Genomic DNA, 25714 nt, shown 5'->3' with positions numbered 1-25714 from the left:
CCAGCCCAGCGTACGCCAGGGCTGCTGAGAGCAGGACGTCAGGCCGTGTAGGCACCCACGAGCAGTCCCAGCAGGGCGCCCGTGATCAGGAACGGCCCGAACGCGATCGCCGTCTTGCGCGACGCCCGCCGTGCGACCACGAGGGCACCGCCGTACAGTGCGCCCAGCAGAAAACCGGCGAAGGTGCCGAGCATCACGGTCGGCCAGCCGTACCAGCCGAGGACCGCCCCCGCGCCCAGGGCGAGCTTGACGTCGCCGAAGCCCATGCCCGCGGGGTTGATGAGGAACAGCACGAAGTAGCCGCCGCCGAGCGCCAGCGAGCCGAGCAGGGCGGTCGTCCACTCCCCCGCGTGCTCGGGCACCAGCGCGGTGAGGCCGAGCAGGGCGAGCGCGGCCCCGGCGAACGGGAGCGTGAGCGGGTCGGGCAGCCGTCGCACCCGGAAGTCGACGGCCGTCAGCAGGACCCCGACGGGGGCGAGCAGCAGCCAGACGCCGAGCTCGGGACGGGTGCCGGTGGCGGCGGCGAGGGCGGCGCAGACGAGGGCGGTGGCGATGGTCAGGGGGGTCGTGCGCGGACCGTATCCGGCGTCCTCGCGCTCCGGACACTCGTGGCAGGCGGCACGGCCCAGCCAGCCCTTGAGGGCATGCCCGCCGGGGCAGCTGTCGTGCCACGGCTCGCCCGCCGGGGCCGAGAAGCGATAGGCCGCGCGCGGCAGGAAGGACCCCGCCGCCGCGCCCCAGAGCGCGGCGGCGATGATCAGCAGCCCGGTGTTCATCCCACCGCGGCGATCGCGTCGCGCCACGTCGGCAGCAGCTCGTCGAGCAGTGCCTCGGTACGCGGCGGCAGGCCCCGGGCCCCGCTGCGACTGATGAGGTCGGTGGCGAGCGCGGTGAGCTGGGACGTGTCGCCGGTGGCGTGGGTGGCGCGCAGCAGCTCGTGCCACAGGCGCTCGTCGGCCGGGGCGGTGCGCAGGGCCGCGTTGAGGGCCTCGATGGCCTTCTCCGCGCGGTTCTTCTCCATGTGGAACTCGCACAGCGCGAGCCCGGTGTCCGCGACGAGCAGGGGCAGCTGGGCGTCGACGATCTCGTGGGTGAGCCACCGGTAGCGGCCCTCGGGCCGGTCGGCGATCAGCGGCCCGCGCACCAGCACGAGCGCGTCGGTGAGCAGCCGCCCGCGCACGGCCCGGCTGTCGACGCCCTTGCCCTGCGTGGCCTCGTGGTAGAGCGAGCGCAGCACGTCCAGGTCGGACACGACGGACTTGGCGAGCGTGAGCCGCCCCGTTCCGTCCCGGCCGAGGCGGGGCGTGCCGTCCGGGTCGGCGCCGAGCCACACGCGCAGCCGGTCCAGGAGCGCGTCGCGTACGTCGTCGGTGACGCCGCGCGGCCACAGCGCGGAGGACAGCACGCGCGGGTGCACGCCCTCGCGGTGCAGGAGCAGCATGGCGAGCGCCTCGTGCAGCAGCGCGCTGCGCTCCCCGTCCGGGGTGTCCAGGCCGATGATCTCGTACGGCCCAACGAGCCTCGCGTAGACGGCCGGCCGTCCCTGCTCGCTGATGTCGACGAGGAACGGCGGAGTGGTCGCGGGCCCGTCGGTCTCGCGCTCGGGGTCGGCGTCGGTGAACAGCTCGACCACGGCACGCTGTTGGGCGGCGGGCAGCAGCTGGGCGTCGAGTTCGAGCCCGAGCAGGGGCGCGAGCAGCTTGCCCTGGCCGGTGATCTCCATCTCCCAGGCGGCACCAGGCAGATCGCCGGTCTCGGTGCCGACGAGGTAGCCGATGCCGAGACGGCCGGCGTCGGCGGCGAGTTCGGCGAGCTTGACGGCGTCCTCGGCGGACGGGTGGGCGGCGAGGAGGACGAGGTGCGGGGCCCAGCGGGTGTGCTGGGCCGGGCCGGTGCGGCCGGTGAGCACGGAGTCGTGCCCGGCCGCGCCCAGGGCGCCGCGCCGCTGCCGCGTCTCGGCCTCCATGGTCTCGACGAGCGCCTCGATGTCCTCGAGGTGCCGGATCCGGTTGGGGGCGAGCGGCGTCAGGTCCTCACCGAAGCCGACGAGCGTGATGGTCATGCGGTCGGACCACCCGTTGGTCGCCAACTCGGCGGCGACGGACGCGAAGACGGCAGCCCGGTCGGCCTCCCGGCCACTCAGCGAGACGATGCCGGGCACCGCCTCCAGGTTGAGCAGCAGCCGCGAGTCGTCCATGGTGCCGAGGCTGACCAGCCCCGGGTACGGAGCGGCCGTGTCGGTGTCCTCGTAGCGCTCGGCGTCGGTCCTGGCCAGCATCCAGAAGGTCTGGTCCTGACCCTGCTGCCAGGGGGCGGGCGGCTTCCCGGCGGGCTGGGCGAGCTGGAGGTGCAGATCGCCGTTGCTCAGCCAGGCCGCGTAGACGACCGGCAGCGCGCGCGACTCCTCGGCGAGGGAAGCGGCGAGCCCCCTCAGACTCCGGTCGAGCAGCCGTACGCCCTCGGGATCGGCGCCGACGAGCAGCGCGTCCTGGACGTCCTGGGCGTCGCCGGTCGGCGTGGGCGGCTCCATGCCGCGCCGCCCGCCGACGGCCCCGAACGCCGACTGCCACAGCGCCTGCCGACGCCGCCGCCCCAGGGCGCCGAGAAGACCGGCGGCGAGAAGGGGAGCGGTGAGAAGCGCTTCAGGCAGGCCGAAGGAGCTGTCGGACTCGGCGCCGACGCCGGTGGCCTGCTGGTGACCGGTGTCCGGGGCGGGCCGCTGCTCGGGCAGGGACACCTGGGAGGCGCCACCGCCGGCGTGTTCGTTTCCACCGCCCTGTGCCCCGGCTCCCCCTCCGCCCTGGGCGTGATCGCCGCTCTGGGCGTAGTCGCTGATCTGCTGCTGCACATCGGGCGACACGTTGGGAGCCTCGTCGGGCATCTCGACGAGGTCGCCGCCGCGGGCGTCGCCCGGCATCTCCATGATCCAGCCGGGCCGGATGAGGCTGGCCTCGGAGAGCTTGGACCCGTCCGGCTGGACCCGGTCCTTGTTGAGCTCGAAGATCTCCTTGTAGCGACGCCCGTCACCGAGGTGCCGGTCGGCTATCTCCCACAGGGAGTCGTGGTGACGCCCCTCGGGCGGCTGGATCCGGTAGTACTTCGTGTCGCCCTGCTTGGCGGTGCTGCCGCCGGCCTCGGCGTGCGAGGCGGCGTGCGAGGCCTGCTCGGCGAGGGCGGACGCGGTGTCGGCGGCCTGCTCCTGCTGCTGGGCGAAGAGACCGCCCGGGGTCTGCTGGGCCGAGGCGACGGTGGGCTTCTGGTTGGCGTCGTACGTCTGCCCGAGCTGCGACAGCCCGGGCGCGAAGCTGGCGGCCGTGGCGCCGACGAGCAGCAGCGCGGCGACGAGCTGCCGCGCGAGCAACTGACTGGGCCCGGCGCCCGGCACGCGCCCCGGCACGCCGACACCGGACAGCGCGGCCTTCATCTCGACGAGCACGCAGGCGGTGAACTGGGCCCACGCCAGCCACACCACGACGGTGAGGATGTTCAGAAACGTCTGAACGGTGATCTCTTGCTGCAGCCAGTCGAGGCTCGGCACCCCGTTCGGCAACGGCCACCCGATCTGCGTCGCCAGCGCGCCCGGCACGCCGACGAGCAGCACGGCCAGGGCGACAAAGGCGAAGAACGCCTTGACGAAGTCCCCGAACGACCGCCGCCGGATCCTCACGGGCTGAGGCGTCCGATTCCTCGGAGCCGTCGCTGAGGCCGTCGTCGGGGCCGTCGCTCCCGTCGTACTTCCCGTCGAGCTTGACGAGCTTGAGGTGCGGCGTCGCGGCATGGCGGGTGTCCTGGGGTCGTGTGTGGAGTGCCGTGAGGCAGAGCTGTGAAGTAAGGGGTGTGCTGAGCCTACAGAGATCTTATGGACTCTTTTTGGGGTCGTCGAAGGGTGGAGGGGAGGAGGCGCGTTGACGTCCGGTTTGCCCGGCTGACCACATGCGCTCGGCCGTACTGCCGGGCATCGAAACAGACTCCGTCGCAGGTGCCCCGCACAACCGTCACGCACCCCTCACAATGGGGCGGGCGGAGCGACGAAGAGCGCGTCGGCGTCCGCGTCCGGCCCACCGAGGCTTCGCCTGTACAGCACCCGGCGTTCGCAACCGCCACGTCACACTCCTCACCTTCCCCACACAATCCACCACTGTCTCTCAAGGGCCCATTACCCACCCCTGATAGCTTCGTTCCCTACCGCACACGCAGGAAGACGATCGAATCTCGGGGGAGAACGCCAGTGGCCCGCCGCGCTCTGAACACGACAGCCGCCACGCTCGCCGCGACAGCGGCCCTCCTGCTCACCGCATGCGGCGGAGGTGGCGACTCGTCGGACGGCATCAAGGGAGCGGACAAGGGATCCGGGAGTCCTTCCGCCTCGGCTTCCTCCGGTTCGGGGTCCACCGATGTCGACCGGCCCGACGTGAGCCTCCCGAACGACCTTGATCTGGTCTTCGACTTCGAGAAGCCGTCGGACCAGGGCGACGCGGCGGCCCTCGACGACGCCGCGAACTACATCCGTGCGCTGAACCACGGCATCACGAAGCAGGATCCGGAGGATCCCGCCTTCCAGTTCTACTCGTCGGGCCAGGCCGCCCAGTACGCGAACTCGCAGATCAAGGAGTACGTGGACGGCGGCTGGACCCTCACGGGCAAGGACCGGTACTACCAGGCCGAAGTCGACCCGGTCGACGAGTCGGAGAAGGTCAAGACGGTCAACGTCTCCTTCTGTGAGGACCAGTCCAAGGTCTACGGCAAGGAAGTCAAGTCCGAGAAGATCCACCGTACGAAGGAAAGCCTGGACAGCTACCAGAAGTTCAGCATCCTCATGGCGTCCGTCCAGGGCAGTCCGGTGTGGCGCGCCCAGCAGGTGACCGTCGAGGGGAAGGCGGAGGAATGCCGAGGCTGACCGTGCCCAGGCGAACGACTCTGTTGGTGGCCCTCGCCGCTGGATCCCTCGTCTGCACCGCCGGCCCGGCCCACGCCGACAAGCCGGTCCCCGGCCAGGCCACACCCCCGCCGCAAGGCGGCTCCGACGGAAAAGGCGGCTCCGACGGAAAAGGCGGACTGTCGGCCTCTGTCTCCAACATCAAGCTCTCGTATCCCAGCGGCGGGGGTGGCGACGGCAAAGAGGGCAATCTCGGCACGGTCGACCCCAACTGGGAACCGCCTGCCTGCTGGTACGAGCCCGCCTTCTCTCCGGCGCAGTTGAAGAAGTTCGTGGACACGGACAGCGGTGGTGACGTCGGTATCCACGAGTCCTGGTGGGGCAAGGGACTCTGGACCGACCACTACCGCGACGGAAAGCCCGCGGAGAATTTCGACCTGCACGCGTCGAAGAACAGCACGGCCGACGGGTACAAGGACTACAACCTCGGCAAGGACGGTTACTTCTGGCGCGGTGTCGCGCCGGACCCCAACGCCTCCGACTCCTGGGACTGCGGCCGGATCATGTTCTGGGTCGACGCCGGCGAGATGCCGGACGACCCGAACGCGCCCACCCCGAAGACGCTCGCGGAGTACGCCTACAACAAGGTCAAGGTCCCCGAGACGAAGGTCGACCTGAAGCCGGAGGCGAAGTCCACGGTCAACCTGCCCACTTGGGTGTGGCTGGACAAGGGCACCTTCAAGGACGTCAAGGTCCGCGCCGAACTCCCGAACACGGGCCTGTGGGCGGAGACGACCGCCAAGCCGGTCGCCCTGCACCTTGAGCCGGGCACGGACGACGCCGAAACCTTCCCGGCCTCCGGCGACTGCGAGATCAACGACGACGGCAGCATCGGCACCCCGTACACCGAGGGCGACGCCGAGAAGACCCCGCCGTGCGGCATCCGCTACCTCCGCGCCTCCGACGACACGCCGTACGAACTCTCCGCCAGCGTCACCTGGCAGATCACCTGGCAGGGTTCCGACGGCTCCGCCGGCGACCTCCCCGACGGCACCTTCGAGACCACCCAGGACATGAACGTCCAGGAGATCCAGTCGGTCAACCGCTGACCACCGGACTCCAGGTCGTTCGCAACCGCCACGTCACACTCCTCACCTTCCCCACACAATCCGCCCCTGTCTCTCAAGGGCCAATTCCCCTCCCCTGATAGCTTCGTTTCCTGTCGCGTACACCGAAACCACGGGGGAGATCAACAGTGGCCCGCCGCGCACTGACCACCGCTGCCGCAGCGTTCACCACGGCGGCGGCGCTGCTTCTGACCGCCTGTGGAGGAGGCGACGACTCGCCGTCGGACGACATCAAGGGGGCGGGCAATGGCTCGAGCAGCAGCCCTTCGGCCTCCGCATCCTCCGCGGCACCCGGCGTCAAGCGCCCGGAGATCAAGCTCCCCAGCAGCTTCCAGCTGACGTTCGAGAACTGGACGAGCAGCGACCCTGTGGAGCAGGCGGTACTCAACGACGGCAAGGAACAGCTCCGGGCGGGGTACGAGGCGATCATCGAGAACGATCCCGACAGCGAGGACCGCGCCTTCTACGACACGAAGAACGGCTTCCTGCAGAGCCGGCAGTGGATCAGGACCTACACGGACAAGAACCTCACCGTCATCGGCAAGTTGCCCGTGTTCGACCCCAAGGTCACCCTCGCCAAGGACAAGGCGGCGGCGTCCCTCTCCTACTGCACCGACGAGAGCAAGGCCTCCACGAAGAACCGCGAGACCGGCGAGGTCAAGGGGAACCCGGCGGGCACTGACCCCGAGGTCCTCTACGTCATCTCCATGGGCAAGAACGCCCAGGGTGTGTGGCAGGCCGTGTCCGCGCACTCGGAGAGGGGTGGCTGCGCCAAGTGAGGTCCGCACACGCCTCCCGGCCCCTCACGGTCGTCTCGCTCACCGCCGCTCTCCTCGCACCCGTGCCTGCCGTCGCCCTCGGCGGCGAGGGCAGTTACGGAGGTGGAGCCAAGAACAACGAGATCTCCGCTTCCGCCTCGCAGTCCCGGATCAAGGTCAGCCAAGTAAGCGGCCCCACCGGCGGAAAGCAGGGCACCGTCGCCTCGACGGACACGAACTGGAAGCCACCGCCGTGCTGGTACGAGCCCGTCTTCACCCCCGAGCAGTTGAAGAACTTCTCGGAGAACGACGGCAGCGGTGACGCCGGTCTGCGCGACGGCTGGTACGGCTCGGAGCTCTGGACCGACCACTTCAGGGACGAGAAGGACGCCGTCACCATCTTCACGAAGCCGGGCACCGTGAAGGGGTACAAGAACTACAACCTGGGCAAGGACGGCTACTTCTGGCGCGGGGTGGCTCCGGACGTGACCGAGATCGATGACACGTCGCTGTGCAGCCGCCTCATGTTCTGGCAGGACGCCGGCGAGATCCCCGCCGTACCGAACGCCCCCACGCCCGAGACACTCGCCGACTACGCCTACGACAAGGTCAAGGTCCCCGAGACCGAGGTGGAGCTGAAGCCGGCGGCCAAGTCGACGGTGAACCTCCCCACCTGGGCGTGGCTGGACAAGGGCACCTTCCAGGACGTCAAGGTCCGCGCTGAGCTCCCCGGAACGGGCCTCTGGGCGGAGACGACCGCCAAGCCCGTCGCCCTCCACCTCGATCCAGGCACCGAGGACGCCGAGGTCTACCCCGCCACTGGCGACTGCCGGATCAACGACGACGGCTCCATCGGCACCCCCTACACCAAGGGCAAGGCAGAGACGACCCCACCCTGCGGCGTCCGCTACCTCCACGCCACGAACGGAACCCCCTACCAACTCTCCGCCAGCATCACCTGGCAGATCAGCTGGGAAGGCTCCGACGGCTCCCGCGGCGACCTCCCCGACGGCACCTTCGAAACCACCCAGGACATGAACGTCCAGGAGATCCAGTCGATCAACCGCTGACGGAAGCCTGAGCCGGAGCGCTTCTGCCTGTCGCGTCCGCGAGGGCTGCCGCGATCGCCATAACCTCGGCAATGTCGTCCGCTCCGTGCCGTGCTTCCGTCTCAGCCGCGACGGCGGCTGTGACCAGAGCCTGCAGGAAGTACGTCAGCTGCAGGTCGGCGGCCATGTGGCACACGCGGCGAACGACATCCGCAGCAAGGAAGGTGCCGTCACCTCATGCTCGCGCAGGTAGCCAAGTTCGTCGGCGATAGCCATCGTGGATGAAGAGAAGCCGCCGATGCCCCGGACCAGCTCGAGCAGCCGATCGACCTCACCACGCCGACGGTGCACCAACTAACCGACGGGGGCCGCGCCAACGCTCCAGGTACGGGTCGCCGACACGGCCCCGACTTCCACGACCCCGCCGAGCCGTCCAAAGATCTCGCGTGCCGACACGACTTCCGGAACGGGAAGGATCCGACCCGCCATTGCCATGTACCTCGCCCCCCAGGAGCAGGCCGTCCTCGGGGTCCAGTGGGGCCTCCTGTGATGGCGATGGTCAGGTCGAGGACCACGAGATGTCAACGGCGTTGACCGTCTGCTGGTCCCTGAGGACGACGACGACGTCGAAGTCGTCAGCATCGGCCTGGATCTGCACGGTGGGGTTGTGCTGAACCCCGGCGCCATCACCCGCACATCACCCCAGCAGGCAGCGGCCTCAACGGCTGCCTCGAAGGGCCTCTCGCGCGCCCGTCTGGGACCCCCAAGGGTGGCAGCGAAGTCCCACGCGGGCATCGACTTGACGTGCGATAGGTTCGACACACGTTCTGATGCAGACGTTGCAGGTGTTATGGGGGAACACGCGTGTCACACAGGCCGACCGATTGGCACATACTCGACCTGGACCAGGACCCGACGCCAGGTGACCCCCAACGCATCCGGAAACTCGCCGGAACCCTGCACGACTTCGCCGACGATGTCGGCGACGCTCTGCGCGATCTCAAGGGCATCGCCAAGGAGGACGAGATCCTCTCCTGGGCAGGGAAGACGGCGGACGTGTTCGCGGAAGAGTTCGCGGACGCACCCAAGAAGCTGCGGAAGCTGAAGAAGTCGTACGACCTGGCCGGCGATGCCCTCGCCTCCTTCTGGCCGGACCTCGAGACCGCTCAGGACAAGGCCGACAAAGCATTGCGCGACGGGCGGAAGGCGCGCGCCGAGCTCACCACCGCCCAGACGGCGCTGTCCGGCGCCAACGACTGGGTACGGACGGCTACCGAGAAGACCGACTCCTACGACCCGTCGAAGAACGGCGGCAAGGACGTCCCCAAGCCGGACGAGGACGAGGTCCGCCGCGCCACCCGCAACGCGCAGCACGCCAAGGCCCGCCAGACGGCGGCCGAGCAGAACGTCCAAACCGCCCAAAGCGCCCTCGACGCGGCCAAGAAGCTCGCCGGTCAGGCGCAGCGGATGCGGGAGGACGCGGCCCGGCGCACAGTCACGAAACTGCAGGAGGCCTCCGACGCCGGGATCCCCAACCGCCACTGGTGGGAGGAGATCGGCGACTGGGTCACCGACAACTGGGACGAGATCGTCACCATCTGCAAGTGGGTCGTGATCGTCGTCGGCATCATTGTGATGATCATCGGCGGCCCGCTCGGATGGCTCGTCTTCGCGGCTGCCCTCGTGGTGCTCGCCGACACAATAAGAAAAGTCATCAAGGGGCAAGCCGGGTGGGGTGACCTGCTCTGGGCGGCTCTGGACTGCATACCTGCCACGAAAGGCTTCACCAGCCTCGCCAAGCTGGGCACTCTGTGGAAGGCCGGGGGACTGAAAGCGCTCGGTGCCGGTTTCATGGGTGGCATCGGCGGCGGGCTGAAGAATCTCGGCAACAGCGTTCGCGCACTGAAGGACGTCCGATTCCTGACTTTCAGCATGATGGGAAAGAGTCGTTGGTGGAAGGCCGACTCCCCTCGCGTGAGTCCACCCACCAGGGCGACCGACGACGCTCTGCCTTCAGATATCCCCATTTACCACAGGGATGGGGCGACTGCCATTGGGTACGATCCCGCCACCCTCAGAAACTTCGATGTCGCGGAACGACTTCCCGGATATCAGGACGTCATCATCCATGGAACGAGGGACGGGCGCATGCTTGCAGGGGAGGCCAACCGAGCAGGCCTGAGGGCAGGTGGTCACACCGTTCACCCGAACCATGTCCTTGATACAATCAACCGAATACCCGGCTACAATGGCGAACCCGTCAGGATGCTCACCTGCCATTCTGGGGCTGCCCAGCCGCAGGCTATCCAAGAGATGGCGAACTCTCTGGGAGTTCCAGTCAAAGCTCCTACCAACGCAGTGGGTGTGCCCAGCTTCGGCGAGGGCCCCTTCACACCGCACATCAGGGACGGCGGAGTGTGGCTCACTTTCCTCCCCATGGCCTGAAGACCGCGGAACTACAAGGAGTTTCGATGATTCGCCCCGTAGGATTCTTTACCGAACTCTCTCCCGGCTGGGGTCTGGCCGAGACCGGCTCGATCAAGGATGCCGTCAGGACCTCAGGTGAGCCGGACGAGAAGGGCATCCTCGAGTACCTCAGAAAGGGCACCGCGATCTGGAGTGAGATGAGTGCGGGACCGGATGTCCTGGACCCCGAAGCACCCGACCTGACGGGAATCGGGTCGCTCTTCACCGACGGCACTTGGATCTGGCGCGAGGATCTCCCCCATTACGTGAACAAGTACCATCTGTCGTTGCCTGATGAGTTCGTCGAGCACATAAGGGCCCTGAGCTACGAGGCACCGCCAGTACCCGAAACCAGGCTGATGGAAATTGCGACACAGGACCTCGGAATCGGCATGGGATAGGGTCACGGACCGGAAAAGATAGGTTGCACAGATGTCCAGTTTCTCCCTGGCGGTTCCGGAATCCTGGTGGGAGTTCGACGTCCGTCCCGAAGGCCGAGAGGCCACGATCAGGGCTCTTGTCGATGAGCGAGTCCGGGAAATGCCGGAACTGGCTGCGTATCGCGCCGACGTGAGCTCCATGCTCCGCAAAATGGCCAAGGACGCCCACGACTCCGGTGCCCTCTACCTGGGCTGCATGGCGGAGAACTTCGACGGCATCCCGCTGTCCGCGACCGTCACGGTCTCGGTCCTCGGCGCGAGGAACAAACAGGGTGTGGCCCTGTCCACGGACCCGCGTGCCATCGCCGAGAGTCTGCGTACCATCACGCCTCACCGCGAAGGTGACGCCTGGCGTACGGTCACGACCATCGAGATTCCTGAAGTGGGTCCGGCCGCCCGTACGTACGGTGTCGAGGACGTGCCCGTCGCCGAGGGGGACAGCCGTACGCTGCGTATGGTGCTGACCCAGACGTACGTACCCGTCCCGGGAACGGCCGACCAGGTCGTACTCATCTCCGGCGCCAGCCCCGTGCTGGATCTGGCCGAGGCCTTCCATGACATCTTCGACGCTGTGACGAGCACGTTCCGTTTCGTCTGATCCGTCCGACCTGCTGGGGGAATCCACATGGGCAAGGGCAAGAGCGACCTCGCGCTCCCGCTGACGGAGCTGGAGGGCTATGGGCGTCGGCTTCGTTCCCTCAAGACCCGTCTGAATCACACCAAGAAGCTCTTCGAGTCCTACAAGGACGACATCGGCGACGGCAGTGTCAATGACGCGCTCGGGGATTTCGAGTCCAACTGGGAAGACGGACGCGAGGACATCACGCAGCAGCTCGATGCGTTGGCGAGTATGTCCGATGCCGTGGTGCGCGAGTTCAAGAAGCTTGATGACGAGCTCGCCAAGAAGGCGAACGACGCGATGAAGACCGAGGACAAGCGGGGCGGTAAAGGCGGTAAGGGGGACAGCGGGGGGAAGTAGACCGCTGTCCGACAGGCATGAAAAGGCCCCGGATCCGGAGATCCGGGGCCTTTCGCGCGCCTGCGTCAGGAAGCGACCGCGGCGTTGAGGTGCAGGTCCGCCGCGATGCCCTGGGGCGAGACGGAGAGGCCCGCGCCGCCGCCGAGGCCGGCGTTGAGGCCGGCGGCCGAGGTCTCGACGTAGAGACCGGCTGCGGCACCGGCACCCGCGGCGGCACCCGCCTGGCCGCCGGCGATGGTGTCCAGCTCGGCGTCGGACATCTGGGCGGTCTCGATCTGCGGGGTGAAGGCCATGAGGGGTGGTTCCCTTCGTTCAATAATTCGAAGTGCTCGAGCGTGACCGATCAAAGCACGCCGGGAGAACGGGCGGCCAGTCAGTGGTTATGGGGTGCGGTGGATTTCGGCGGACGAATTCATGGGTGTGACTGTTCGGTCACCGGGCACCGCGCTCTCTTCACATCTTCCGCCACTTCGCGATACAGGAATGTATTGCGCGGTGATGGGAATGAGTCGAGCGCGGGTCCTGCCCGGGATGCCTAGGACCCAGCGGTGAACGGTGTGCAGATCCGTCGAATGTTCCGGATCAGCGGTTCACCGACTGGATCTCCTGCACCGTCACGTCCTGTGTCGTACCGAATGTGCCGTCGGGAAGACGGCCGCCGTCGCCGTTCGTGCTCGTCCAGCTGATCTTCCAGGTGACCGTGGCGCTCAGAGGGTAGGACTCGCCGTCGCCCGTGGAGCGCAGGTAGCTCACGCCGCAGGGCGGTGTCCTGCCGGCCTTGCCCTTGGCATACGGTTCTCCGATGCTGCCGTCTTCGTTGATCGCGCATTCGCCGGAGGCGGGGTAGGCCTCGGCGTCTGCCGTCCCCGGATCGATGTGCAGGGAGAGGGGTTCGGCGGTGGTGGTCGCCGACAGGCCCGTGCCGGGGAGGCTCGCCGTCACGGAGAGCTTCTTGAACTTGGCCTTGTCCAGCCAGATCCAGGTGGGCAGGTTCACGGTCGACTTGCCCGTCGGGGCCATCTTGATCTCGGTGCCGGGGACGGGGAGCTCGTCGTAGGCGTACTCGGCGAGAACCTGAGGGGAGACGGCCAGGGGCTCGTTCGGGGGTTCGCCCTCGTCGACCCAGAAGGGTTGCTTGTCGCAGGAGTTGGCTTCGGGATCGTCCTTGCGCTTCGGGTTCTTCACCGCCGCCCAGAACATTCCCTCGCCCTGCTTGTCGAGGTTGTAGTTTTCGTAGGGGTGGCCGTTCTTGTAGCGGTGGTCGATGATGTCGCCGACGAAGTCTCCGACCCCGGGCAGCAAGAACCCGTCGATACTCCGCCACGCGTTCGCCGCGGTCTCGATCTCCTTGGGCGAGAACGAGGGCTCGTACCAGCAGGCCGGTGGTGTCCAGTTGCTGTTCGAGGGGGTCAGGGTTCCCGCGGAGGAGGACCGGGTACCGCCGTCGGTGGTGACCGTGACCTTGGTCTGGGCCGTGATGACACGGTCCTTCGACGAGCCCTTGGCGCTGCCTTCGTAGCTGCGCTTCTTGCCGCCGCCCTTTCCGCCACCGGCTATGGCAGGGGACGGCACGGCAGCCACGGCGACGGCCAGAGTCGACGCCGCGACGGCGCGCAGCACAGTCGTACGACTCATGACATGCACCTCTTGGCAGCCTCCGTGGACGAGACGGTAGCGGTCTGCCACACGCCCTTTGTGTTCCTCTCCAGACGGGTGTTGTAGAAGACGTAATCGCTGGGAGACGCCTTGACCGACCTGTCGACCTTGTCGGTGGTCCCGTCCTTCGGATACGTCCGTGTCGCGTCCATGCAGTACGTGACGGAGGCAGCGCCGTCCTTGTGGAACGTGACCTCGCGGTCGTAGTAGCGGGTCTCGCCGGTGAAGCTCCGGTTTTCGTTGCGGAAGGACATGATGTAGGAGGCCGCCGACGTCAGCGCGTCGTCCTTGGAGTAGAACTTCAGGGCGGGGTACTTCTTGGCGTCGACGGTGATCGCCTCGTCGATGGAGTTGATACGCCGCTCGTTGTCGGCCAGGATCGCGTCCTTCTTCGCGTCGCCGGTCTGCGTCTCCTCGAAGACGTTCTTCACATCCGCCGGCAGCTTGATCTCCGGTCGGTCGATGTCGTCGGCCGGGGCCGATGCCGACGGGTTCGACGAGCCCGGCGCCGTGTCCGCGCCCGCGATCTCGTCGCCGCTGTCCTTCTTGTCCGCCGTGTCCGAGCCACCGCAGCCCGTCAGCAGCAGCGCCACCGCCGCGGTCAGGGCGGTAGCGGCCGCCGTGGTCGTGCGTGTGCGCATGGGGGTGTACCTCCGGTGGGGGGATCGGTGCTCAGTGAGGCCGGGCGAGCCTCACTGGACCTCGTTCTCTGCCACTGCCTGCCCGTGGACGACCACGTCTCCGCCGTAGAACATCCCCGTGAAGACCGGGGAGTAGGTGAGCTGGACGTCGACCTCCACCTGCTCGGCGGTCGCCGCCACGCAGTGGGTCGCCGCGATGTCCGCGCCCGTCATGTCCATCTCGCGGGCGAAGGCCTTCACACGGGCGTTGCAGTTCTCGAAGTTGATCGGGGCGGGGCCGCCCTCGTTCTCGTAGAGGGCATCGCGATCGATGTCCTGGGCGGCGAAACGGGCCGCCTGTTCCGCGATGTCGGCCGCCCGTTCCCGCTTGGAGATGGACAGGCCGCCGTCGATGACGAACGCGGAGAGGGAGAGGAAGACCAGCGTGAAGATGATGACCGCGCCGGCGCCCGAGCCGCGGTCGTCCAGACGCGCGCGGCGGGACGCCCACCAGGAGCGCGGGGACGGGCGGTGGTGGCTCACGCCGACCTCCGGAACGGGTCCAGCGGAGAGCTGAAGCTCGCCGTCAGCGTGGTCGGGACGTCGAGGCCGAGCATGGCGAGGCCTCGCACCTCGCAGCTCACCTCGACCGTGAAGATGGTGTCGGGCTCGAAGCCATCGCTCGTCTGAACGACCGACACGGGGCCCGCGCAGACGTCCGTCAGGTTCGCCTCCGCGGCCTTCTTCGCCTCGGCCATGGCGGTGGCGTGGTTCTTCTGGATCGAGCCCGCGCGGGCCGCGTCACGGGCCGCTCCGTCGAGCGCCCCGCGGCCGTCCACGAGCTGGCCGAAGGCCACCAGGACGAGGATGAACAGGATCATTACCGGGGCGAGGATCACGACCTCGACCGTGGACAGGCCCCGGTCGTCGTCCATGGACCGGCCGTTCCTCCGGAAGAAGGCAGGAGGGGAGAGTGTCATCAGTTCTCCTCCTGTACGAACCGTTCCACCGGGCCCGCCGACCGCGCGTGCACCGTCAGGTCCAGCCCGGGGAACACCGTCGGCACCCGCGCCGCGATCTCCACGCCCACCGTGTTCTGGTCCGGCTGGAGCATCTTCACGTCCGGCCCCAGCACCAGTTGCGGGCCCAGCTGGCGGATGTAGGCGTCCACCACGTCCTGTGCCTCGCCCCGCCAGGCGCCCGGGCGTTCGTCGGCCGTGGCACGCGCCTTGCGCGCTCCCGCCTGGGCCGCGGCCTGGGCCACGTGGTCCGCGAAGAAGTACAGGGCGAACTGCACCGTCGCGAAGATCATGAAGAAGAGGACAGGGGTGAGCAGCACGAACTCGATCGCGGTCATGCCGGAGTCGCCGCGGGCGGCCGCCGCTCTCCGCGCGGCCCGCACCCTGCGGCGCATTCGTCTGCTCACATCCGTCAGCATCCCCGTGACCCCGTTGTCCTTACGTCTGTCCCTGCGACTGTCTCTACGACGATCAGGCGATCGGCGATCAAGCGAACGGCGATCAGCAGGTCTTGCCCGCGTCCGCGCCCTTGATGCAGTCGCCGACCTTGTTGGCGCCCTCGCTCAGCGCGGCGTTGATGATGGCGGCCACGACTCCGACGATCGCCACGACGACCGCGGAGATGATGACCCACTCGACCGCGGAGGCACCGCGGTCCAGCTCGCCGGAGCGGGCCCGCTCGGTGCGGGCCTGGAGGAAGGTGACCAGGAAGTCCACGGCGGGGATGCCGGTGTGGAAGTTGCGTCCGTTCATGACGTCTTGTCCTTTCGAAATCGGTTCCGGGAAGTTCTGGAGTTGTGAAGGTCGGCGAACTGCGGGCGGTTCACTGCACCTGGAACACCCGCATGGCCGCCGGAAAGATCAGGAACACCAGGAACCCGGCGCACAGCAGCAGCTGCGCCACGAGCATCGACTGGGACTTCTCACCCGCGCTGCCCTCGATCTCGGAGAGTTCGCGGTGCCGCATGGTCTCGGCGCGGGAGGCAAGGGACTCGCGGACCTTCGCTCCGTCGTCCGCGACCAGGGCCAGGGAGGCGGAGAGGTCCTTGAGTTCCTCGACGCCGATCTCTTCGCCGAGCTGGCCGAGCGCCTGCCACTGGCTGAGGCCGGTGATACGGGCGTCGGACAGGGCGTTGCGGATGCGCTGGTTGGCCCAGCCGTCCGACACCTCCGCCGCCGCCATCAGGGCCTCCGGCAGACCGCGTCCGCCGGCCAGGCTCATCGACACCAGGTCGAGGTACGCGCCGATCACGCGCCGCAGGTCGCGCCGCTTGTCGGCGGCGTCCCGCCGTACCTCGAGGTCGGGCAGGAAGAAGAAGACCACCGCGAACAGCAGCGCCAGCCACACCGGGATGATCGGGCTCTTGCCGACGCCGAGGGTCCAGACGATGGCGAACAGGAACGGCCCGAAGAACAGGCCCGCCACACCCAGCAGCACCTTCGTCGCCAGGAACTTCTCCCAGCTGCGCTCCAGCACCGCCAGGTCCGCGCGCAGCGAGCGCTGCTCCCAGCCCTGCTGGAGATAGAACTCGGAGACCCGCAGGCCGACTTCGGCCCGCAGTGCGCCGAGGCGGCCCTTCTCCCGTTCGCGGCGCGCCGATTCGTAGGCCGAGCCGCGCGCCCGCAGCGCGTCGATCCGCGCGACCTGCGAGATCGCGCTCCGCTTGCTGGGCATGAGGGCGCGGACCAGGGCGTAGATGCCCAGGCCGATGACGGCGCCGACGACGAGCGGCATCGTGAGGTTCATCGGCGTGCCCCCTCTTCCTGCGGCAGTTGCTGGGACTGCTGCGACGGCGTCCTGGGACGGACGAACTGGACGGCTGCCTCGTCCCGCACCAGGAAGCGCTCGGGCGTCTCGATGGTGGACAGCTTGCGCAGCCACCAGAAGCCGAGCGCGAACAGGCCGCAGACGCAGGCCAGGACGAGCTGGCCGGCGGGCGTGCCGTACGGCTCCACGAATTCACGGTTGAAGATCGACAGGCCGAGGACGAAGGAGATCGAGACCGCTACGACGATCTGCACCGACCGCCGCGTGGACGACCGCTGCGCCATCACGCGCTGCCGCATGTCGACCTCCTCACGGGCCGACTTGGCGAGGGCGCCGAGCACCTGGCGCAGACCGGGGCCGCGCAGGCGGGCGTTGAGGATCAGGGCCGCGACGATGATGTCGGCGGAGGCGTCGTCGATCTCGTCGGCGAGTTGCTGGAGCGCCTCGGGCAGCGGGGTGCGGGCGCGCAGGCGGTCGACGAGGGCGTCGAGGTGGGGGCGCAGGACCGGGGCGGCGGCGCGGGCGGAGGCCGGGATGGCCTGTTCGAGGCCCACCGCGCCGGCGATGGTGTCGCGCAGGGACTCCGTCCAGGATGCGAGGGCCTCCACGCGGCGCATGGCGGCCCGTTCCTCTCCGGCGCCGCCGAACAGGCGGTCCCAGAAGAAGACGAGGACACCGGCTGCGATGCCCGCGACGGCCCAGCGGGTGAGGAGCAGGACGACGAGGCCGACGATTGCCGCGAGCGAACCGCGCTGTCCGGCGAAGCGGATGAGTTCGCTCGCCCGCTCGGCGGCCTTCTGCTTCTCGTGGTCGGGCTTGGCGGGCAGGCCGCGTACGGCGAGGAGCAGGAGCGCGATGCCGCCGCCGACGGCGACGCCGCTGCCGATCGAGTACAGGACGGTGGTGGAGAACAGGCCGCCCATGGAGCCGAGCGAGCCGAGTGCGGCGAGAGTCGTGTTCATCCCCGTCACCCCCAGGTCCCGGTCGGCCGGTAGCCGTGTGCCATCAGTTCCTCCAGGCAGGCGATGGGGGCGTGCGGCACGACCCGGCCGTCGGGAGCCTCCGCGAACACCTCGCTGGACAGGACGCGTCCGTCGACGCCGTTGACCTCGCGGACGGAGGTGACCATGCGCTGGAGGCGGCCGCCGTTGCCGTAGTTGTTGCGCCGCTGGATGAAGACGACGAAGTTCACCGCGCCCGCGATCAGCATCTGGCTGGCCTCGATGGGCAGCCGCTCGGAGGCCTGCAACGCGTAGGTGGAGATACGGTTGAAAACCTCGTGGGAGCTGTTGGCGTGGATCGTGGACAGCGAGCCGTCGTTGCCCTGCGACATGGCGTTGAGCATCGTGACGATCTCGTCGCCGAGGACCTCACCGACGATGACGCGTGAGGGGTTCATACGCAGCGAACGGCGCACCAGCTCCGCCATCGAGATCATGCCCTGGCCCTCGGAGTTGGGCAGGCGTTCCTCGAAGGCGACGACGTTGGGGTGCAGGTCGGCGAAGGTGTCGAGGCCGAGCTCCAGGGCCCGCTCGACGGTGATGAGGCGCTCGTTCGGGGGGATCTCGTTGGCGAGGGCCCGCAGGAGCGTGGTCTTTCCGGCGTTCGTGGCGCCCGCGATCATGATGTTCTTGCGGGCGCGGACCGCGCAGGCCATGAAGTGGGCGACCTCGGGCGTCACCGTGCCGTTGCCGACGAGGTCGGAGATGAACACCTTGCCCATGCGCGCGCGGCGGATGGACAGGGCGGGGCGCCGGGTGACGTCCATGACGGCCGACAGACGCGAACCGTCGGGGAGCCGGAGGTCGAGCTGCGGGTTGGCCGAGTCGAAGGGGCGGGAGGACAGACCCGAGTACGCGCCCAGCACCTGGATGAGCTCGATGAGCTCCTCGTCGGTCTCGGCGACGGGGTCGCCCTTCACCTCGCGGCCGTCGGCGTATCCGACGAAGACCTGGTCGAAGCCGTTGATGTCGATGTTCTCGACTTCGGGGTTGTCCAGCAGCGGCTGGAGCCGGCCGACGCCGAACAGCGCGGCGTGCACGGCGGCCGCGTACTGCTCCTCGGTCTCGGCGTCCAGCGGCGTACGGCCCGCGTTGATCTCGGCGCGGGCGTACTCCTCCAGTATCTGGGCTATGACGGCACGCGCGTAGTGCCGCTCGTCCTCCGTGGACATCGGAGTGACGTTGTTGACCTGGTCCTGTCGGCGCTGCTCGGCGATACGGTCGCCGGCGTCCTGGCGGAACCGCTTGACCAACTGGTGGTCGACAGCGGTCATGCGCCGGCCCCCGCGTGGCCCTGCATCTGGCCCGGGTGGTGGTGCTGGGCCTGGTGGGCCTGGTTCGCCTGGGCGGAGGCGGCCCAGGCGGCGCCGTACTGCTGGTAGATGTCGGCCGCGACCTTGCGGGCCGAGCGGATCAGCAGCGACTTGTCGAGCCGGCCGCGCCTGCGGCCCGCAAGCTGGTCGGCGCCGGCCGGGTCGTCGGCGATGGTGCCGACCACGCGGGCGCCGGTCTGGGCGTGCACGAGCATGTCGTTGACCTGCGAGGCGAGCTTGGCCGCCGTGCCCGTGTCGGCGATCAGGACGACGCCGATCATCGGGGTGCCGAGGCTCGCGGCGCCGCGCGATCCGCCATGCAGCTTGCCGGCGAGGGCGGCGGCGCGGTCGCGGACCCGGGCGATGGCCTCGGGCTCGGTGCGCGAGATGAGCAGCACGAGCGAGGCGTGCGGGAACAGTTCGACGGCGGGGGTGTCCCCGCTGACGCGTCCGCAGTCGGCGATGACGTCGGCGGCGGCGTTCGGGGAGTCGGCGAGGGAGGCGAAGGCGTGCCCGAGGGTCGGCCACAGTCCCGCGAGGCCGGCCGCCTGCTCGGCGATACCGAGGCCGACGAGCACCTCGAGGCCGCCGCTCAACGGCTGGACGTGGTCCCAGAGCTGGTCCGGCGCGAGTCCGCGGCGCGCGGTGGCGGCGATGGACAGCATGCCGGTGTTGGGGTTGAGCGGCCCGCCGTGTGCGGCGGCACTGCGGTAGACGAGGTCACCGCCCGCCGGGTCCGCCTCGGCGAGCAGGACACGCCGCGGCCAGACCGCCGAGAGAGCGACGGCCGCGGTGGTGACGCCGGGGGAACCCTTGTCGGCGGCGAGAGCGATGAGCGCCATGGGGTGGGTGCCGCCTTCTAGTTGCCGGGGACGTGCACGATGGCGACCTGGTTCGCGGCCGCCGCGGAGGCGAGCGCGGCCGCGTCGGCCTCGTCGACCAGCACGGTGATCGAGAGGTTGCCGGTGCTCACGGTGGCGTCGTCGTCCGCCGCGACATTGTTCACGCGCGCGTCGTCGACGATGGCGCCGGAGGAGGAGGTATCGCTCGAGCCGCTGTTGTTGTTGCCGGTGTTGTTCGAGTTCGAGGGGCTGCCGCTGGTGCTGACCCGGTAGGCGGCGACGATGTCACCGGCCTTGATGTCGGAGGGGTACTGGCCCTCCTTGAGGGCGAGGCCGACGGAGGCCTTGCCCGCGGGGAGGCTGGCCGTCTTGGCGAACATCTGGCCCATCACGACCGTGTCGGGGTAGATCGTGGTCTTGGCCTTGAGGGTCTTGAGGGTGCTCAGCTGCTCCCATGTGACGTAGTTGATGCTGTCGTCGGCGGCGACCATCACCGAGGTGACGTTGCTGCCGACGGACTCCCCGGGCTGGATCTCCTTCGTCACCTTCACGACCTCGACCCGGTCACCGGCCTGCAGCACGAGCATCGTCGCGCCCAGCGCACCCACCAGGATGAGCAGCACCGCGAGCGCGGCCAGTGCCGGTTTGCGCTCGCGAGGTGGTGTGGGAAGGCGGTCGCCGACCGACGGCTGAGCCGGAGAGGCGGAACGGCCCGCGCCCGCCCCCGTACGCTCTTGGATCTTCACGCAACCGCTCCCCGTACACCCAAGAAGTTATCTACCAAATAGGACACTTCGCACTTCTCGGTCCGCTGAAGCGGTGCCTGAGCTGGCGGAATAGCCAGCGCCGAAGTGAGTGTCAAGCCATGGCACCGTATCAGCCGCACATAAGCCCCTCAAGGCGCGTCCTACGTCCTGAACCTCAGGGCACGCACCGTTATCCATCTGCAACTTCCGGCCTGAACAAACCCGTTGATGGCGGCACACCGACGGGCCGTTTCCTGTGCGGCAGCGAATCCGCCCCGGGCCGACGGACGCACGGCAACCGGCCCTTTCGTCACGTGTCGGTCATGAGGCCCACACGATTCACACACGTGAGCCGGGATTTCCCCGTGCCATGATCTTCGGTCTGCCCCCCCCAACGAGGAGTCCCCCATGAAGCGGGCCGCGCTCGCCGCCTCCACCCTGTCCCTGATCTCCCTCGCCGCGCTCACGGCGTGCGGCGGGAACGCCGACTCGGATGCGGCGACCGGTGAGCCGAGGCCCACCGCGTCCCGGGCGAAGCAGGTGACTCCGGCCGAGCGGCTGGCGAAGCTCATGGTCACGAAGAAGGACGTGCCCGGGTTTTCCGTGAAGCCCTCCTCCAAGGAGGACGACGAGTACGCCTTCGCCCAGTCCCCGGACGACGTCACGGTCGACAAGCCGGCCTGCGCACCGCTGGTCTACGTGATGAACCAGCTGCCCCTCGGCGAGTCCCAGGGCGACCTGACCCACTCCGTCCTGGAGAGCAGCCAGTTCACGTACATCACACTCACGACGTACGCGTCCGGCAAGGCCGAGTCCGCCTTCGCGGGGCTGGCCAAGGGCGTCGGCTCGTGCGGCGGTGGCTTCACGGCGAAGGCGAAGAACACGGCCACGTACGACTCCGCCACCAGCGAGAAGCCGGTGGCCGAGGGTGGTGACGAGTCACTGGCCTTCCGCTCCACGATGACGGTCAAGGGCATCACCCACACCATGCACGCCCAGGCCGTCCGAAAGGGTGACGTCCTCGCCGTCTACTTCTCCGTCGACGGCATGGCCATCGTCCAGGACAGGCCGGGCGACGCGAAGCTCCCGGCGACGGTGGTGAAGGCCCAGAACGCGAAGCTGGGCTGAAGGGCCGGCTACCGCTACCGGTACCAATCCTCTCCGTCGCTTCCCAGCGCCTTGCGCAGATAGCTGTCCAGGTCGGGCGCCACGAGGCCGCGTTCATCCGTCTCGTGGTCCCAGACGTGGACGCTGTCGTCGCCGAGATCCTGGACGAAGGCGAACTGGTCTCCTCCGCCGTTGTCGCCGAAGAAGAGCAACGGGTCGAAGGGGCGGTAGAGGGAACGGAACGCGGGTCGGGTGCGGAAGGCGAGGTTGTCGTCCAGGATGCGGCCGGCGGGCCAGACGATGTCCTCGCCATACGGGCCCTCCATCCCGTCGGCCTCCAGGAGGAGGGAGCGGAGTGCGGGTGGCAGGGGCCGGCCCAGAGACGTCTCGACGGCATGGAGGGCGGCGTAGGACGCGGGAGGGCGCCAGGGCCCTGTCACCACGTCTCCGAGCGACTCGCGCCACATGCCGGCCTTCACCGCCTTCCGTGCCGAGCCCGGCGAACACCATCCATCCTTTCACCAGCCGGTGTTCACCGAACCGGACCGCCCCGCCCCGAAGCCCGGCAACCTGTAGCACTCGCGAAGCCCCCCGGTAGAGTGCCGCCCGGACAGCGATCGGAACGCGGGGGGCATACCGGTGAGAGCAGTCGCGACAAACAGGCCATACACAGCGCATATGCCGGTGTGGAGCAGTGACCGGCCACGTCTCCTCCGGGTGCTGCTCGCGCTCTGCGCCATAGCGGCTTTCTTCGCAACCGCCACCCCGGCCCGGGCGGCAGAGGGCACGCCCGTCACCCAGGCCGCCCACCTCGCCGACCTCCTCCGCGAGAACCCGGTGCACGTCACCGACCAACTCCCGCGTGAGATCCCCCGTTCCACCGCCCCCGACTTCGCGAGGCTCGCGAAGAAGACGGGCGTCCCGACGTACGTCCTGGTGCTGCCGTCACAGAGCAGCATGCACGCACGGCAGTTGCTCGGCGCGGTGCACGACCGGCTCGGGCGGGACGGGTTGTTCGTCCTGATCGACGAGAGCGGGATCACGGAGGCCACGGCCTACGGCGTACGCGCACCGGCCGACGCCGCCTTGACCGTCACGAGGTACGAACTTCCCTATGACGCTGGTCCGTTGCTCAGCTTCGAGAGGTTCGCCGACGTCATCGCCCAGGGCGGCGAGAAGGCCACCGCGCGGGCCGAGGCGGCGCGTGAGACGTACCGGGACGACGAGCCCGCCGACATGTACATCGGCCCGTCCGACCGCGAGAACCAGTCGTTCGTCACGGGCATCCTGCTCACCGGCGTGCCCCTGACGATCCTCCTGGTGGCCGGTTACGTGCGTCGCCGCCGCCGTCGCTCCGGGGCCGGACGGCGGGTCCCCCACTGGGTCGTCCCCGGCGCGGCCGTGCTCACCGCCGCCGCCCTCGCCCTCGCCGCCCCCGTCGTCTTCGACCAGACCAGGTCGAGCGCGGCGAAGCCGCCCACCCCGGCCGATCTGTCCGCCCGGGTCGACCGCGTCGCGGCGGGCCTGAAGAAGGACCCCGTCTACGCCGACCCGGAGAGCCCGAGGGTTCTCGACTCCCGCCAACTGGACCGGCTGCACGACCGGATCCGGGACTTCCGGCGTTCCGACGGCCGCGGCCCGGTGTACGTCCTGCTCGTGCCGCAGACGCCGGAGAGCGAGTCGGCCGGCGACTCGTGGCTGTTCGCCGCCGCCGTGCACGCCAAGGCGCGCCAGGAGGGGCTGTACGTGGTGGCCGCCCCGGACGACGGCACGATCGACGTCTACAACTACGGCCTGCGCCTCGACTCCACTCTCCTCTCCCTCGACCTGCCGGACGCGGTCACGTTCGGCGACGGCAGGGCGGACGAGGCCGACGACCATCTCCTCGGCGAGCGCCTCGACAAGCTCATGACCTTCCTCGACAAGGCCCCGCGCACGGACCGTCCGGACTTCGAGTCCGCGCCGGCCCCCGCCCCGAAGGCCGACGAGCACACCCTTCCGCCCCTGTTCGCGACCGACTTCCTGCCCGGCCTGTTCGTGGGCGCCTTCGCGGCACTCCTGCTGTCCGGTGTGGTGGCGGGCGTGATGTGGACCACCGGCCGTCTGCTGCGGCGCCGCGATCCCGAGCCCGAGGCCACTCACCTCCTGCCCTTCACAGCCCCGACCGAGCCCTCGGCCTCCTACCTCCGGCGCACCGCGTACACCGAACTCACCACGCTCATCGGCGAGTTCACGAACCCGGACGACCGCACCCGCGCCTGGGACCATCTCGACGCGGCGATGCTCCTGGTCGACGGCGACCCCGACCGCGCCCGGGCGACGGGCACGGATCCCGCGACCCTGGTCGCCGTCATCGTGCTGGCGCGGGCGGGCCGTGCCGCGCTCGCCGGCGACGAGACCGACCTGTGCTGTGGCGTCAACCCCCTGCACGGGCCCGGCGTGCGCCTCTCCCACGTGCGGGTCTCCGCCGAGGGCACCAGCCGGCGCATGCTTCCCGTCTGCGCGCTGTGCCGCGACACGGCCATCGCCGATCCGCTCGGGACGCCGGCCCGGTTGATGAGGCTGCCCGCCCCTGCTGGCAGCGGCCGCGTGCCGTACTACGACGCGACCGACGGCCCGCTGACCGCCCTACCCCACGGAATCGCCCGGCTGATCGACAAGGTGAGGGAGACCGCAGGTGTCCACTGACGTCAAGCGCGTGATCATCGTCCTCACGGCGCTGCTGCTGGCGGCGCTGACCACCACGGCGAGTCCCGCTCTGGCGGCGGACGGCGAGGGCCCGAGCGCCGGGCAGCGCATCGCGGACGCGTTGCGCACGTCCCCGGTCTACGTCGACGAGGCGTACGCCGATGCCGTACCGCCGTCCCGGCAGCGGGAGCTGGCGCAGCAGATCCGCCGGACGGGCCTGCCGATCAAGGTCGTACTCACGCCCCTCGCCAAGGGCGACGCCTTCGACGGCGACTCCGGAGTCCTGGCCGGGACGGTCCGCGACCGGCTCGCGGACCAGCGCGAGCTCGTCCTCATCACGACGGACGGCGACTTCGCGGACTCCCTTGAGGGGTACGAGTGGCCCGCCGACACCCACCAGACGCGGGACGCCGTGGCCGCCGCCGGCTTCCTGGACGAGACGCGGGACGCGGGACTCGCCGACCTGACGGGCAAGGCCGTGGAGCTGGTGGCGGAGGGGAAGGGCACACAGCGGTACGAGGAGGCGATGAAGGACCTGGACGGCTCGACGTCGCCGGCCACCCCGTCGGACCAGGACGACTCGGCGGCGTCCTCGGCCGCGTCGTACTCGGGCGGCTCCGCCTGGTGGCTGCTCGTCGGCGTACCGGTCCTGGCCCTGGCGGCGGCCCTCGCGGCCCGGGGCGGCATCCGTTCCCGCAAGACGACTCCGGCCGTGCCGCAGCTGGTGTTCGCAACGGCCCGTGCGGCCGACGAGGCGGAGCTGCGGCGCCGGGCGGAGGCGGAGGTCCTGGCGCTCGGCGAGGCCACCCAGGCCGCCGACCTCGCCACGACGCCGGGTCTCCAGCACGCCCTCGACGCCTACGCCGCCGCTGGCACGGTCCTCGACGAGGCCCGGGGCCTGCCGGACCTGGCGGGCGTCCTCGCCCTGGTCCAGGAGGGCGAGGACGCCCTGACCGGCACCGACGACACGGCCCTCCCCCTCTGCTTCTTCCACCCCCTGCACGGCCGCGCCGCCCTGCGCACCGGCTGGCGTCCGCTCGGCCGCCGGGACCGGCTGGACGTCGCGGTGTGCCAGGAGTGCGCGGACGCCCTGCGGGACCGCCGCGCCCCGGAGGTGCTCACCGACCAGGACGAGGACGGCCGTACCGTCCCCTACTTCGAGCTGCCGGCCGAGCGGAGCGTGTGGGCCGCGACGGGGTACGGCTCACTGAGGGCGACGCTGGCCGGGATCAACTCCCGGAGGATCAGGGCCCGTTGAC

The 25714-nt window shown here is 69.3% G+C and carries 26 protein-coding genes; 11 read left to right on the top strand and 15 right to left on the bottom strand.

What is annotated here, in order from left to right; translation table 11 throughout:
- Positions 1–38: 38 nt before the first annotated feature.
- Positions 39–776 (bottom strand): prepilin peptidase, encoded by a 738-nt coding sequence (locus tag ACWIF2_RS07230; protein ID WP_454359112.1) that lies wholly within the window; start codon positions 774–776, stop codon positions 39–41.
- The gene (locus ACWIF2_RS07225) at positions 773–3667 is read right to left on the bottom strand and encodes a BTAD domain-containing putative transcriptional regulator (RefSeq protein ID WP_454359111.1); all 2895 of its coding nucleotides are present in this window, start codon (positions 3665–3667) and stop codon (positions 773–775) included. Before ACWIF2_RS07225 ends, ACWIF2_RS07230 begins: the two co-directional genes overlap by 4 nt.
- A gap of 561 nt (positions 3668–4228) precedes the next feature.
- On the opposite strand from ACWIF2_RS07225, the gene ACWIF2_RS07220 reads away from it, so the two are divergent.
- The 8 genes from ACWIF2_RS07220 to ACWIF2_RS07185 all read left to right on the top strand — a co-directional run bounded on the left by ACWIF2_RS07220 (position 4229) and on the right by ACWIF2_RS07185 (position 11695).
- A complete protein-coding gene (locus ACWIF2_RS07220) occupies positions 4229–4897 on the top strand; it encodes a hypothetical protein (protein ID WP_454359110.1) in 669 nt (222 codons plus the stop codon).
- Positions 4885–5985, top strand: a complete 1101-nt coding sequence (locus ACWIF2_RS07215; RefSeq protein ID WP_454359109.1) for a hypothetical protein — start codon at positions 4885–4887, stop codon at positions 5983–5985. The genes ACWIF2_RS07220 and ACWIF2_RS07215 overlap by 13 nt, the downstream gene beginning before the upstream one ends.
- Positions 5986–6131: 146 nt before the next feature.
- Entirely contained in the window at positions 6132–6782 is a 651-nt protein-coding gene (locus tag ACWIF2_RS07210) for a hypothetical protein (protein WP_454359108.1), read from the top strand.
- Positions 6779–7831 carry a hypothetical protein gene (locus ACWIF2_RS07205; RefSeq protein WP_454359107.1) on the top strand — a complete coding sequence of 351 codons (1053 nt, stop codon included), beginning with the start codon at positions 6779–6781 and terminating at the stop codon, positions 7829–7831. Before ACWIF2_RS07210 ends, ACWIF2_RS07205 begins: the two co-directional genes overlap by 4 nt.
- 843 nt (positions 7832–8674) lie before the next feature.
- Positions 8675–10255, top strand: a complete 1581-nt coding sequence (locus ACWIF2_RS07200) for a putative T7SS-secreted protein (RefSeq protein WP_454359106.1) — start codon at positions 8675–8677, stop codon at positions 10253–10255.
- Between the two features lie 26 nt (positions 10256–10281).
- Entirely contained in the window at positions 10282–10677 is a 396-nt protein-coding gene (locus tag ACWIF2_RS07195; RefSeq protein WP_454359105.1) for a hypothetical protein, read from the top strand.
- Between the two features lie 31 nt (positions 10678–10708).
- Entirely contained in the window at positions 10709–11314 is a 606-nt protein-coding gene (locus ACWIF2_RS07190; protein WP_454359104.1) for a hypothetical protein, read from the top strand.
- 27 nt (positions 11315–11341) lie between these two features.
- On the top strand, positions 11342–11695 hold the full coding sequence (locus ACWIF2_RS07185; RefSeq protein ID WP_215119611.1) for a hypothetical protein: 354 nt from the start codon (positions 11342–11344) through the stop codon (positions 11693–11695).
- A 65-nt stretch (positions 11696–11760) separates the two neighbouring features.
- Here the strand turns inward: ACWIF2_RS07185 and ACWIF2_RS07180 are convergent, their stop codons facing one another.
- The 12 genes from ACWIF2_RS07180 to ACWIF2_RS07125 all read right to left on the bottom strand — a co-directional run bounded on the left by ACWIF2_RS07180 (position 11761) and on the right by ACWIF2_RS07125 (position 20660).
- Entirely contained in the window at positions 11761–11988 is a 228-nt protein-coding gene (locus tag ACWIF2_RS07180; RefSeq protein ID WP_454359103.1) for a hypothetical protein, read from the bottom strand.
- Positions 11989–12277: 289 nt separating this feature from the next.
- Positions 12278–13330, bottom strand: a complete 1053-nt coding sequence (locus ACWIF2_RS07175; RefSeq protein ID WP_454359102.1) for a hypothetical protein — start codon at positions 13328–13330, stop codon at positions 12278–12280.
- Complete coding sequence (locus ACWIF2_RS07170) at positions 13327–13992, bottom strand: hypothetical protein (RefSeq protein WP_454359101.1); 666 nt, start codon at positions 13990–13992, stop codon at positions 13327–13329. The genes ACWIF2_RS07175 and ACWIF2_RS07170 overlap by 4 nt, the downstream gene beginning before the upstream one ends.
- Before the next feature lie 51 nt (positions 13993–14043).
- On the bottom strand, positions 14044–14514 hold the full coding sequence (locus tag ACWIF2_RS07165; RefSeq protein WP_454359100.1) for a pilus assembly protein TadG-related protein: 471 nt from the start codon (positions 14512–14514) through the stop codon (positions 14044–14046).
- Positions 14511–14951, bottom strand: coding sequence for a TadE/TadG family type IV pilus assembly protein (locus ACWIF2_RS07160; protein WP_454359099.1), 441 nt, complete (start codon positions 14949–14951; stop codon positions 14511–14513). The genes ACWIF2_RS07165 and ACWIF2_RS07160 overlap by 4 nt, the downstream gene beginning before the upstream one ends.
- Positions 14951–15385, bottom strand: coding sequence for a TadE family protein (locus ACWIF2_RS07155; RefSeq protein WP_454359125.1), 435 nt, complete (start codon positions 15383–15385; stop codon positions 14951–14953). The genes ACWIF2_RS07160 and ACWIF2_RS07155 overlap by 1 nt, the downstream gene beginning before the upstream one ends.
- Positions 15386–15491: 106 nt before the next feature.
- Positions 15492–15743, bottom strand: a complete 252-nt coding sequence (locus tag ACWIF2_RS07150; protein ID WP_010041603.1) for a hypothetical protein — start codon at positions 15741–15743, stop codon at positions 15492–15494.
- Between the two features lie 70 nt (positions 15744–15813).
- Positions 15814–16737 carry a type II secretion system F family protein gene (locus tag ACWIF2_RS07145; RefSeq protein ID WP_454359098.1) on the bottom strand — a complete coding sequence of 308 codons (924 nt, stop codon included), beginning with the start codon at positions 16735–16737 and terminating at the stop codon, positions 15814–15816.
- On the bottom strand, positions 16734–17681 hold the full coding sequence (locus ACWIF2_RS07140; protein WP_454359124.1) for a type II secretion system F family protein: 948 nt from the start codon (positions 17679–17681) through the stop codon (positions 16734–16736). The genes ACWIF2_RS07145 and ACWIF2_RS07140 overlap by 4 nt, the downstream gene beginning before the upstream one ends.
- A 44-nt stretch (positions 17682–17725) precedes the next feature.
- Positions 17726–19033, bottom strand: a complete 1308-nt coding sequence (locus ACWIF2_RS07135) for a CpaF family protein (RefSeq protein ID WP_454359097.1) — start codon at positions 19031–19033, stop codon at positions 17726–17728.
- Positions 19030–19914: a hypothetical protein gene (locus ACWIF2_RS07130; protein WP_454359096.1), complete on the bottom strand. Its 885-nt coding sequence runs from the start codon at positions 19912–19914 to the stop codon at positions 19030–19032. The genes ACWIF2_RS07135 and ACWIF2_RS07130 overlap by 4 nt, the downstream gene beginning before the upstream one ends.
- 17 nt (positions 19915–19931) lie before the next feature.
- Entirely contained in the window at positions 19932–20660 is a 729-nt protein-coding gene (locus tag ACWIF2_RS07125; protein ID WP_451245909.1) for a hypothetical protein, read from the bottom strand.
- A gap of 408 nt (positions 20661–21068) precedes the next feature.
- On the opposite strand from ACWIF2_RS07125, the gene ACWIF2_RS07120 reads away from it, so the two are divergent.
- Positions 21069–21788: a hypothetical protein gene (locus tag ACWIF2_RS07120; protein ID WP_454359095.1), complete on the top strand. Its 720-nt coding sequence runs from the start codon at positions 21069–21071 to the stop codon at positions 21786–21788.
- 14 nt (positions 21789–21802) lie between these two features.
- Here ACWIF2_RS07120 and ACWIF2_RS07115 read toward each other — a convergent pair whose 3' ends face one another.
- On the bottom strand, positions 21803–22246 hold the full coding sequence (locus ACWIF2_RS07115; RefSeq protein ID WP_454359094.1) for an SMI1/KNR4 family protein: 444 nt from the start codon (positions 22244–22246) through the stop codon (positions 21803–21805).
- 199 nt (positions 22247–22445) lie between these two features.
- On the opposite strand from ACWIF2_RS07115, the gene ACWIF2_RS07110 reads away from it, so the two are divergent.
- The gene (locus ACWIF2_RS07110) at positions 22446–24455 is read left to right on the top strand and encodes a hypothetical protein (protein ID WP_454359093.1); all 2010 of its coding nucleotides are present in this window, start codon (positions 22446–22448) and stop codon (positions 24453–24455) included.
- The gene (locus ACWIF2_RS07105; RefSeq protein WP_454359092.1) at positions 24445–25713 is read left to right on the top strand and encodes a hypothetical protein; all 1269 of its coding nucleotides are present in this window, start codon (positions 24445–24447) and stop codon (positions 25711–25713) included. Before ACWIF2_RS07110 ends, ACWIF2_RS07105 begins: the two co-directional genes overlap by 11 nt.
- Position 25714 lies beyond the last annotated feature (1 nt).

This window comes from Streptomyces sp. NPDC055506 (assembly GCF_053643595.1).
The sequence above is the reverse complement of the archived record's forward strand: the minus strand, read 5'-3'. Positions and strand labels throughout refer to the sequence as shown.

Coding starts and splice junctions, on each gene's coding strand:
- ACWIF2_RS07230 (WP_454359112.1), bottom strand. CDS start 776: ATGAACACCGGGCTGCTGATCATCGCCGCCGCGCTCTGGGGCGCGGCG.
- ACWIF2_RS07215 (WP_454359109.1), top strand. CDS start 4,885: ATGCCGAGGCTGACCGTGCCCAGGCGAACGACTCTGTTGGTGGCCCTC.
- ACWIF2_RS07195 (WP_454359105.1), top strand. CDS start 10,282: ATGATTCGCCCCGTAGGATTCTTTACCGAACTCTCTCCCGGCTGGGGT.
- ACWIF2_RS07190 (WP_454359104.1), top strand. CDS start 10,709: ATGTCCAGTTTCTCCCTGGCGGTTCCGGAATCCTGGTGGGAGTTCGAC.
- ACWIF2_RS07185 (WP_215119611.1), top strand. CDS start 11,342: ATGGGCAAGGGCAAGAGCGACCTCGCGCTCCCGCTGACGGAGCTGGAG.
- ACWIF2_RS07180 (WP_454359103.1), bottom strand. CDS start 11,988: ATGGCCTTCACCCCGCAGATCGAGACCGCCCAGATGTCCGACGCCGAG.
- ACWIF2_RS07175 (WP_454359102.1), bottom strand. CDS start 13,330: ATGAGTCGTACGACTGTGCTGCGCGCCGTCGCGGCGTCGACTCTGGCC.
- ACWIF2_RS07170 (WP_454359101.1), bottom strand. CDS start 13,992: ATGCGCACACGCACGACCACGGCGGCCGCTACCGCCCTGACCGCGGCG.
- ACWIF2_RS07160 (WP_454359099.1), bottom strand. CDS start 14,951: ATGACACTCTCCCCTCCTGCCTTCTTCCGGAGGAACGGCCGGTCCATG.
- ACWIF2_RS07155 (WP_454359125.1), bottom strand. CDS start 15,385: ATGCGCCGCAGGGTGCGGGCCGCGCGGAGAGCGGCGGCCGCCCGCGGC.
- ACWIF2_RS07150 (WP_010041603.1), bottom strand. CDS start 15,743: ATGAACGGACGCAACTTCCACACCGGCATCCCCGCCGTGGACTTCCTG.
- ACWIF2_RS07145 (WP_454359098.1), bottom strand. CDS start 16,737: ATGAACCTCACGATGCCGCTCGTCGTCGGCGCCGTCATCGGCCTGGGC.
- ACWIF2_RS07140 (WP_454359124.1), bottom strand. CDS start 17,681: ATGGGCGGCCTGTTCTCCACCACCGTCCTGTACTCGATCGGCAGCGGC.
- ACWIF2_RS07135 (WP_454359097.1), bottom strand. CDS start 19,033: ATGACCGCTGTCGACCACCAGTTGGTCAAGCGGTTCCGCCAGGACGCC.
- ACWIF2_RS07130 (WP_454359096.1), bottom strand. CDS start 19,914: ATGGCGCTCATCGCTCTCGCCGCCGACAAGGGTTCCCCCGGCGTCACC.
- ACWIF2_RS07120 (WP_454359095.1), top strand. CDS start 21,069: ATGAAGCGGGCCGCGCTCGCCGCCTCCACCCTGTCCCTGATCTCCCTC.
- ACWIF2_RS07110 (WP_454359093.1), top strand. CDS start 22,446: ATGCCGGTGTGGAGCAGTGACCGGCCACGTCTCCTCCGGGTGCTGCTC.